Annotated in this window: 9 protein-coding genes; 6 read left to right on the top strand and 3 right to left on the bottom strand. The window is 68.1% G+C overall.

Annotation, left to right across the window (positions count from 1 at the left end; all coding sequences use genetic code 11):
- Nucleotides 1–189: 189 nt before the first annotated feature.
- From mgtE to V3B25_RS07615, 4 genes are all read left to right on the top strand, one after another.
- Nucleotides 190–1,551: a magnesium transporter gene (gene mgtE, locus V3B25_RS07630; protein ID WP_010483662.1), complete on the top strand. Its 1,362-nt coding sequence runs from the start codon at nucleotides 190–192 to the stop codon at nucleotides 1,549–1,551.
- Nucleotides 1,552–1,610: 59 nt separating this feature from the next.
- Nucleotides 1,611–1,877 (top strand): hypothetical protein, encoded by a 267-nt coding sequence (locus V3B25_RS07625; RefSeq protein WP_010483664.1) that lies wholly within the window; start codon nucleotides 1,611–1,613, stop codon nucleotides 1,875–1,877.
- Nucleotides 1,878–1,947: 70 nt separating this feature from the next.
- A complete protein-coding gene (locus tag V3B25_RS07620) occupies nucleotides 1,948–2,766 on the top strand; it encodes a prolyl oligopeptidase family serine peptidase (protein ID WP_049421538.1) in 819 nt (272 codons plus the stop codon).
- A gap of 242 nt (nucleotides 2,767–3,008) precedes the next feature.
- Nucleotides 3,009–3,500: a transposase gene (locus V3B25_RS07615; RefSeq protein ID WP_049421539.1), complete on the top strand. Its 492-nt coding sequence runs from the start codon at nucleotides 3,009–3,011 to the stop codon at nucleotides 3,498–3,500.
- 159 nt (nucleotides 3,501–3,659) lie between these two features.
- On the opposite strand, the gene V3B25_RS07610 is transcribed toward V3B25_RS07615, so the two are convergent.
- The 3 genes from V3B25_RS07610 to V3B25_RS07600 are packed head-to-tail and all read right to left on the bottom strand — an operon-like array spanning nucleotide 3,660 to nucleotide 5,680.
- Complete coding sequence (locus V3B25_RS07610; protein ID WP_049421540.1) at nucleotides 3,660–4,610, bottom strand: aspartate carbamoyltransferase catalytic subunit; 951 nt, start codon at nucleotides 4,608–4,610, stop codon at nucleotides 3,660–3,662.
- Nucleotides 4,611–4,626: 16 nt separating this feature from the next.
- Nucleotides 4,627–5,121, bottom strand: coding sequence for a Holliday junction resolvase RuvX (ruvX, locus tag V3B25_RS07605; RefSeq protein WP_049421541.1), 495 nt, complete (start codon nucleotides 5,119–5,121; stop codon nucleotides 4,627–4,629).
- A complete protein-coding gene (locus V3B25_RS07600) occupies nucleotides 5,114–5,680 on the bottom strand; it encodes a YqgE/AlgH family protein (protein WP_005408377.1) in 567 nt (188 codons plus the stop codon). The genes ruvX and V3B25_RS07600 overlap by 8 nt, the downstream gene beginning before the upstream one ends.
- A 91-nt stretch (nucleotides 5,681–5,771) precedes the next feature.
- On the opposite strand from V3B25_RS07600, the gene V3B25_RS07595 reads away from it, so the two are divergent.
- Nucleotides 5,772–7,559: a DUF4153 domain-containing protein gene (locus V3B25_RS07595; RefSeq protein WP_329810412.1), complete on the top strand. Its 1,788-nt coding sequence runs from the start codon at nucleotides 5,772–5,774 to the stop codon at nucleotides 7,557–7,559.
- A complete protein-coding gene (locus V3B25_RS07590; protein ID WP_049400680.1) occupies nucleotides 7,556–8,098 on the top strand; it encodes a DNA-3-methyladenine glycosylase I in 543 nt (180 codons plus the stop codon). Before V3B25_RS07595 ends, V3B25_RS07590 begins: the two co-directional genes overlap by 4 nt.
- Nucleotides 8,099–8,164: the final 66 nt, after the last annotated feature.

The raw sequence follows: 8,164 nt of genomic DNA, 5'->3' as shown, positions 1-8,164 counted from the left end.
AGGGCCCCGCCCCCCCGCGCCCCGGCACCCCCCCCCCCGCGCTGGGGCCCCCGGCCCGCCCCGCGGCCGGCACTACCACCGCCCGGCGGCTATGCGTTGAAACATCCCCTTGCGATAATGACGCGCTGAACACCCCTGTTGCCGCATCCTTGCCGGGATCGCGGCTTTTCTTATCCCGCGGGAGCTGCGATGGCTGAAGCTGTACGCCACGACAAGACTGCGCGCCAACTGCGGATGCTGTCCGACGCACTGGACAGCGGTCGGCTGGGCCCGGTGCGCCGCCTGGTCAACACCCTGGCCCCGGCCGAGATCGGCAACCTGCTCGAATCGCTGCCGCCGGGCAAGCGCGAGGTGGTCTGGGGCCTGGTCGATCCGGAAGATGACGGTGAGGTGCTGGTCCACGTCGGCGACGACGTGCGCGAGAGCCTGCTCGCCGACATGGACCCGGACGAGATCATCGCCGCGGTCGAAGACCTGGACATCGACGATCTGGCCGACCTGGTCGAAGATCTGCCGGACACGGTCATCGACGAAGTCCTCAAGTCGATGGACCGCGAGAACCGCGAGCGCTTGGAGCAGGTGCTGTCCTACCCCGAGGACAGCGCCGGCCGCCTGATGAACCCGGACGTGGTGACCGTGCGCGCCGACGTCAACGTTGACGTGGTGCTGCGCTACCTGCGCCTGCGTGGCGAACTACCCGACCACACCGACCACCTGTTCGTGGTCAGCCGTCGCCATCAGTACCTCGGCCGGGTGTCGCTGGCGGCACTGGTGACCCACGAGGACACCACCCCGATCAACCGCCTGATCGACGACGAGCAACCGGCGATCGATGTCGGCGAAAGCGACCAGGAGGTCGCCCGCCAGTTCTCCGACCATGACTGGATCTCCGCGCCGGTGGTGGACGACAACAACATCCTGGTCGGCCGCATCACCATCGATGACGTGGTCGACATCATCCGTGGACAGGCCGAGCACCAGGCGCTTGGCGCCGCCGGCCTGGACGAGGACGAGGATCTGTTCAGCCCGGTCTGGCGCGCCATGCGCCGCCGCCTGATGTGGCTGTCGGTCAATCTGTGCACGGCATTCCTGGCGTCCAGCGTGGTCGGCCACTTCGAGGGCACCATCGACAAGCTGGTGGCGCTGGCGGTGCTGATGCCGATCGTTGCGGGCCTCGGAGGCAACGCCGGCACCCAGGTGCTGGCGCTGATGGTGCGCGGCCTGGCGCTGGGCCAGGTGGGCGCCTCCAACGCGCGCACGCTGCTGTGGAAGGAAGTGCGGGTCGCCTTGTTGAACGGCGTGATGCTGGGTTCGGTGCTGGGCCTGATCGTACTCGCTTGGTTCCACTCGCCCGGGTTGTCGGCGGTGATCGCCATCGCGCTGACCTGCAACCTGCTGTTCGCCGCGTTGGCCGGCGTGCTGGTGCCACTGACCCTGAAACGCTTCGGCTTCGACCCGGCGCTGGCCAGCGGCATCTTCCTGACCGCCGTGACCGACTCGATGGGCTTCTTCACCTTCCTCGGCCTGGCCACCCTGGTGCTGCTGCACTGACCGCATCAAGGATCGGGGCCCGCCAAGCGGGGCTCGGACCCCACTCAACGGGAACACCCATGGCAACAACGATAGAAAACTACTTCCAGCCCGGCTGGCGCGACCAGCAGCACACCTGCCCGGCCTGCGAATGGAAGGGCAGCTCGCGTGCCATGGAGATGGAGCTGGACGAGGACGCCACCGAGTACGACTGCCCGGTCTGCGAGAACCCGCTGCTGGTGGTGCTGCACCCGGATATGGCGCAGGTGCAGGCTGCGGCCGCCGAAGGCAATGCCGAGGCACAGGAGCAGCTGGACATCATCGCCAGCTTCCCGCGCCCGCAGTGACGCGGCGCATGATGCCGGGCCGACGTTGGCGGACTACGATGCAGGCGTTCTCGCCGCTTCGGAAAACCCCATGGTCCGTTTGCTGTCGCGCTGGCTGCCATTGCTGGCCCTTCTGATGATGAGCGGTTGCACTTCGCTGCCGGACAGCGCGCGTGGCCGCTTCGAAGCACGTGCGGTGAAGGTGGACGGGCACACGGCCTACTACCAGGTGTTCATTCCCGCGGGCCTGCAGGCCCGCAGCCCTGGTGGGCAGACGCGCGCAACCTCCAACGTCCCGGTCATCCTGTTCCTGCACGGTTCGGGCGAGCGCGGCGCCGATGGCATCAAGCAGACCCACGCCGGGCTGGGGCCTTATCTGCGCGAGCATCCCGACTTCCCTGCCCTGGTGGTGTTCCCACAGGTACCGGGCCATGAGGAATGGAGCGGCCGCAACAACCGTGCGGCCGTTGCCGCGCTGGACGCGACGATCGCCGAATTCGGCGCCGACCCGGCACGGCAGTACCTGACCGGCATGTCGATGGGCGGCTACGGCAGCTGGAACATCGCCCTGGACGACCCGCGCCGCTTTGCCGCGATCGTGCCGGTGTGCGGTGCCGTGCTGGCACCACGCGCAAAGCGCCCGACCCTGTTCGTCGAGCAGGTCGCCCAGGAAACCGATCCGTATGCCGTGATCGCGCAGCGCCTGCAGCACACGCCGATCTGGATCTTCCACGGCGCGCTGGACGACGTGGTGCCTCCGGATGACGACCGCAGGCTGCATGCCGCATTCCAGAGCGCCAACGCACGCGATGTGCGCTACACCGAGTACCCGGAAGGCAATCACAATGCCTGGGACGCTACCTACGCCGACCCGGCCATGTGGGCGTGGCTGTTCGCGCAGAAGCGCTGAACCGCAGTTTCTCGTAGCTGCCAACCTGGGTTGGCACTGACTGCTCTGGTAGTTGCCAACCTTGGTTGGCATTGACTGCTCTGGTAGTTGCCAACCTTGGTTGGCATTGACTGCTCTGGTAATTGCCAACCTCGGTTGGCATTGACTGCTCTGGTAGTTGCCAACCTTGGTTGGCACTGGCCTACCTGAAACCAAGCCATTCCCCGATGTTCACTGGAAGCAGGCCCATCCATGCTTGCTCCATGCAGAACACACGTCTCCTGCTCGGTCGTCGCTCCAGCGTCGGCCTCAGCTATATCCTCACCACAGTCGTCCATGACCGCGCACCGCTCTTCACCAACGCCGCAGTGGCCGCCTTGGCAGTGCGCGAATTCCAGCGACTGGATCAGGAAGGCTTCACCCGCTCGATTGCCTACGTGGTCATGCCCGACCACATTCACTGGCTGGTCGAACTGCGCGCCGGGTCACTGGAAACGGTCATGAAGCGTTTCAAGTCGCGCACAGCCCAGCAGGCAAACCGGCTGCTGGGGCGAGTCGGGCGCTTCTGGCAGGCCTGCTATCACGATCATGCGATCCGCTCGGACGAATCGTTGCACCGACATGCGATGTACCTGATGGGAAATCCGATCAGGGCCGGGCTGACGACGCGGTTGGGGCAATATCCCCATGCCTGGTGCGAATGGGAGCTTGGGGCATCATGTGATCTGCCCGGTGACATGAGCTCCGGTGGATAGTGCCAACCAAGGTTGGCATCTACCAAAGCGGTGCGCGGACAAGCCGAGCGGTGAGTGTGCCAACCAAGGTTGGCACCCACCACAACAGCAGTACCAACCAAGGTTGGCACCCACCACAACTGCAGTGCCAACCAAGGTTGACACCCACCAGAGCGGCGATCAGCCCAGCAGCGTTTCCAGCACGGCCATGCGCACGGCGACGCCGTTGGCGACCTGGCGCAGCACCCACGACTGCGGGCCGTCGGCCACCTCGTCGGTGACTTCCACGCCGCGGTTGATCGGGCCCGGGTGCAGCACCGCGGCATCCTTGCCCGCGCGCGCCAGGCGTTCGTTGGTCAGGCCGTACTGGGCGTGGTACTGCTCCAGCGAAGGCACCAGGCCTTCTTCCATGCGCTCGCGCTGCAGGCGCAGCATCATCAGCGCGTCGACGCCTTCCAGCATCGCGTCGAAATCATCGCCGACCACGCAGCCCTTCAGGGTCTCGTCGTCCGGCAGCAGCGACTGCGGGCCGCACACGCGGATCTCGCCCACGCCCAGCGTGCGCAGTGCATGCAGGTCGGTGCGGGCTACGCGCGAATGCTTCACGTCGCCGACGATCACCACCTTCAGCTTTGAGAAGTCCGGGCCCTTGGCCTGGCGCAGGGTCAGCATGTCCAGCAGGCCCTGGGTCGGGTGCGCGCTGCGCCCGTCGCCGGCGTTGATCAGCGCGGTGCCCTCGCCCGCCGCTTCGGCCAGCGCGGCCACGGCGCCATCATCGGGGTGGCGCACCACGAAGCCGCGCACGCCCATCGCTTCCAGGTTGCGCAGCGTGTCGCAGGCGGTTTCGCCCTTGCGCGTGGACGAGGTCGAGGCATCGAAGTTGAGCACATCGGCGCCGAGGCGCTGCGCGGCCAGCTGGAACGAGCTGCGGGTGCGCGTGGACGGTTCGAAGAACAGCGTGCATACCGCCGAACCGGCCAGCACGTGGCGCTTGTTGCCGACGCGGCCGACCGCGGCGTCGCGGATCTGCCCCGCCCGGTCGAGCAGCTGCAGCAGGGTTTCGCGTGGCAGGCCCTCCAGGGTCAGCAGGTGGCGCAGGCGTCCGGAGGCATCGATTTGCTGTGCGGTCATGGCGGGAGTCGTGCAGTCAGGGAATGGGGGTACCGTCGTCCGGCGACGACAGCCAGCGGTCGATGATCACCGCCGCGGCCACGGCATCGAGGGCGGCCGCATCGCGTCGGCGCTTGCGCCCTTCGGCGCGCTCGACAGCGAAGCGGCGGGCGGCCTCGACCGAGCTGGAACGCTCGTCGATCATCACCACCGGCAGCTTGAAGCGCTCCCGCAGCTGGCGGGCGAAGCCCTGCGCGCGCTTGCGGTTGGGCTGGTCCTGGCCGTCCAGGGTCAGCGGGTCGCCGACCACCAGGCCGTCGGGCTTCCATTCCTTGAGCAGGCGTTCGATCGCGGTCCAGTCCGGGCCGTTGCCATGCACATCGACCACCGCCACCGCGCGCGCATGCGCAGCGAAGGCACTGCCGATGGCCACGCCGATGCGGCGCGAGCCGACATCGAACCCCAGAACGGTGCCGTCACGGCGGATGGCCGGGGCAGCAGAATCCGGCGCGGGCGTGATGGGCTCAGACATGGCCGCTGTAGTCGGTCAGCCGGAACAGGTCCACGCCGATGCGCGAAGCCGCGCCCTGCCAACGCTGCTCCAGCGGCAGCTGGAACACCAGCTCGGCATCGGCCGGCACGGTCAGCCAGCTGTTCTCGGACAGCTCGCTTTCCAGCTGCCCTGCGCCCCAACCGGCACAGCCGAGGGTGACCACGGCATTGGCCGGGCCTTCGCCGCGCGCCATCGCTTCGAGGATGTCGCGCGAGGTGGTCAGGTACAGGCCGTCGCCCACGGTCAGGCTGGAATCCCACGCCCGCGCGTCGTCATGGATGACGAAGCCGCGCTCGGGATGCACCGGGCCGCCGTTGAGCACCATGCGCGCCTGCAGGTCGCCATCACCGGTGGTGATGTCCATCTGTGCAAGCACTTCCCCCAGCGTGTACTCGGAAGGCTGGTTGACCAGCACGCCCATCGCCCCGTTCTCGTCGTGCTGGCAGATCAGCGCGACGCTGCGGGCAAAGGTCGCGTCGAGCAGCGACGGCAGCGCGACGAGCAGGTGATCGGCAAGGGAAGTCGGCGTAACAGGCATGGGCCCATTCTACCTGCTGGGGGCGGGATGGTCGCGCGATGGCGCCGAACCGCGATGGGCTAGGATGGTGCTTTGCCATGGAAGGTCGTCGATGCAGTCTTCATCGCCCCTGACCCTGCCGGCACGCAGCGCCATCGTCCTGATCGCGCTGCTGCAGGGCCTGATGCTGTATGCCGCACAGGAGCTGTCCGATGCGTGGCCGTTCCGCGATATCGGCTGGCGCTACTGCTGGTATGCCTGGGTGCTGGCCATTCCCAGCGCGGTGGCGCTGAGCCTGGTCGAGCTGGGCCAGCGCCGCCTGTGGCTGCAGGCCGCGCTCGGCTCGGCGGTGGTGCTGGTGCTGGCCGCCTGGATCGGCTGGAACCTCAACGGCGAGACCGCACTGGAATCGGGCGCGCTGCAGTTCCCGCTGACCCTGGGCATGGCCGTAGCAGTGTTCGTGGCCCTGCCCTGGTGGCAGTTCCAGTTGCAGCACGGGCATTGGCGCGCCAGCTACCCGGAGCTGTTCGAGCGCGCCTGGCAGAATGGTTTGACCCTGGCCCTCGCCGCGCTGTTCACCGGGCTGACCTGGCTGCTGCTGTGGCTGTGGGCGGCGCTGTTCCAGCTGCTCGACGTGACCATCTTCCGCGACCTGTTCCGGCAGGACGCGTTCATCGCGCTGGCCACCGGCAGCCTGGCCGGGTTCGGCGTGCTGATCGGGCGCACCCAGCACCGCGCGATCCAGATCACCCGCCAGGTGCTGTTCGCGATCTGCCGCGGGCTGCTGCCGCTGCTCTCGTTCATCGCCGTGCTGTTCGTGCTGAGCCTGCCGCTGACCGGGCTGGAGCCGCTGTGGAAGACCCGCTCGGCCGCCAGCCTGCTGCTGGTGCTGTCGCTGCTGCTGGTGTCATTCACCAATGCGGTCTACCAGCAAGGCGACGACACCGCGCCCTACCCCCTGCTGCTGCGCCGGCTGGTCGAGGCCAGCCTGCTGGCGCTGCCGGTCTATGCGGTGCTGGCGCTGTATGCACTGGGCCTGCGCGTGGTGCAGTACGGCTGGACCCTGGACCGCTTCTGGGCGGTGCTGATCGCGTTGGCCGTGGCCGGCTATGCACTGGGCTACGCGCTGGCGGTAGTGCGCCGGCAGGGCCGCTGGCTGCAGACGCTGGAGCCGGTCAACCGCTGGATGTGTTGGGCGGTGCTGGCACTGGCATTGCTGGGCAACTCGCCGCTGCTGGACCCGGTGCGGCTGACCCTGTCCAGCCAGTTGGCGCGCCTGCGTGCGGACCCGCCAGCGATCACCAGCAGTGACGTCAACGTGCTGCGCTTCGATCTTGGGCGCCGTGGCGTGCAGGCGCTGCGCGAGCTGCAGCGTGATCCGGCCATCACCGCCGATGCCAACGCGCCACAGGTGATCGCTGCCGCGCTGGCACGTACCTCGCGCTGGGACGATGGACAGCGCCTGGACAAGGGTCTGCAGGACGTCGCCGCCCTGCAGCGCGCGCTGAAGCTGGCCAAGGGATCCAGCTCGCCACCGGACGATTGGTGGCAGGCACTGGCCACCCGCGCGATCAATGGCGAATCCTGCGCCCAGAGCGAGCGCGACTGCCTGATCGTGTATCGCGACCTGGATGGCGACGGCAGCACCGACGTGCTGCTGTGCGAGCTGTACACCCACCGTGGGCCGGACTGCGTGCTGTACGCACGTGGCGGGGATGGCCAGTGGCGCCGAGCTGGTTCGCTGTTCGGCACCGTCAGCGGCCAGGCCGAGGCGATCAACCAGGCCCTGCGTGACGGCAAACTCACGCTTGTGCCACCGCGCTGGCCGATGCTGTCCATCGGCGGACGCCCCGCGCTGGCCATCGATCCCGAACCCGAATCCAACGAGTCTTCCCCATGAGCGGTTACTGCCTCATCGCCCCGGGCCATCCGGTGCACGACTACTACCACGCCAACGAGTACGGCTTCCCGCAGCGTGACGAGCGCGAGCTGTTCGAGCGGCTGGTGCTGGAGATCAACCAGGCCGGCCTCAGCTGGGAGACCATCCTGAAGAAGCGCGAGGGCTTCCGCGCGGCCTATGACGGCTTCGATGTGGATCGGGTTGCAGCCTACGCCGAGCAGGACATCGAACGGCTGCTGTCGGACGCGGGCATCATCCGCAACCGGCTGAAGGTGCTGGCGGCGATCCACAACGCACAGGTGATCCAGCAGCTGCGGGCCAGCCACGGCAGCTTCGCGGCGTGGCTGGACGCGCACCATCCGCGCAGCAAGGCCGACTGGGTGAAGCTGTTCAAGAAGACGTTCCGCTTCACCGGCGGCGAGATCACCGGCGAATTCCTGATGAGCCTGGGCTACCTGCCCGGTGCGCACGCCGAGGACTGCCCGGTGCATGCGCGACTGCTGACGCTGTCGCCGCCGTGGTTGCAGGCCTCCCGGTAGTGGGGGGGGGGGGGGGGGGGCGGGGGGAGGGGGGGGGGGGGGGGGGGCGGGGGGGGGCGCGCGCGG

Source organism: Stenotrophomonas sp. SMYL8, from assembly GCF_036320065.1.
GTDB classification, from domain to species: domain Bacteria; phylum Pseudomonadota; class Gammaproteobacteria; order Xanthomonadales; family Xanthomonadaceae; genus Stenotrophomonas; species Stenotrophomonas maltophilia_A.
The sequence above is the reverse complement of the archived record's forward strand: the minus strand, read 5'-3'. Positions and strand labels throughout refer to the sequence as shown.

What these genes read in the sequence shown, in the direction of transcription:
- mgtE (WP_010483662.1), top strand. Translation starts at nt 190, where the DNA reads ATGGCTGAAGCTGTACGCCACGACAAGACTGCGCGCCAACTGCGGATG.
- V3B25_RS07625 (WP_010483664.1), top strand. Translation starts at nt 1,611, where the DNA reads ATGGCAACAACGATAGAAAACTACTTCCAGCCCGGCTGGCGCGACCAG.
- V3B25_RS07620 (WP_049421538.1), top strand. Translation starts at nt 1,948, where the DNA reads ATGGTCCGTTTGCTGTCGCGCTGGCTGCCATTGCTGGCCCTTCTGATG.
- V3B25_RS07615 (WP_049421539.1), top strand. Translation starts at nt 3,009, where the DNA reads ATGCAGAACACACGTCTCCTGCTCGGTCGTCGCTCCAGCGTCGGCCTC.
- V3B25_RS07610 (WP_049421540.1), bottom strand. Translation starts at nt 4,610, where the DNA reads ATGACCGCACAGCAAATCGATGCCTCCGGACGCCTGCGCCACCTGCTG.
- ruvX (WP_049421541.1), bottom strand. Translation starts at nt 5,121, where the DNA reads ATGTCTGAGCCCATCACGCCCGCGCCGGATTCTGCTGCCCCGGCCATC.
- V3B25_RS07600 (WP_005408377.1), bottom strand. Translation starts at nt 5,680, where the DNA reads ATGCCTGTTACGCCGACTTCCCTTGCCGATCACCTGCTCGTCGCGCTG.
- V3B25_RS07595 (WP_329810412.1), top strand. Translation starts at nt 5,772, where the DNA reads ATGCAGTCTTCATCGCCCCTGACCCTGCCGGCACGCAGCGCCATCGTC.
- V3B25_RS07590 (WP_049400680.1), top strand. Translation starts at nt 7,556, where the DNA reads ATGAGCGGTTACTGCCTCATCGCCCCGGGCCATCCGGTGCACGACTAC.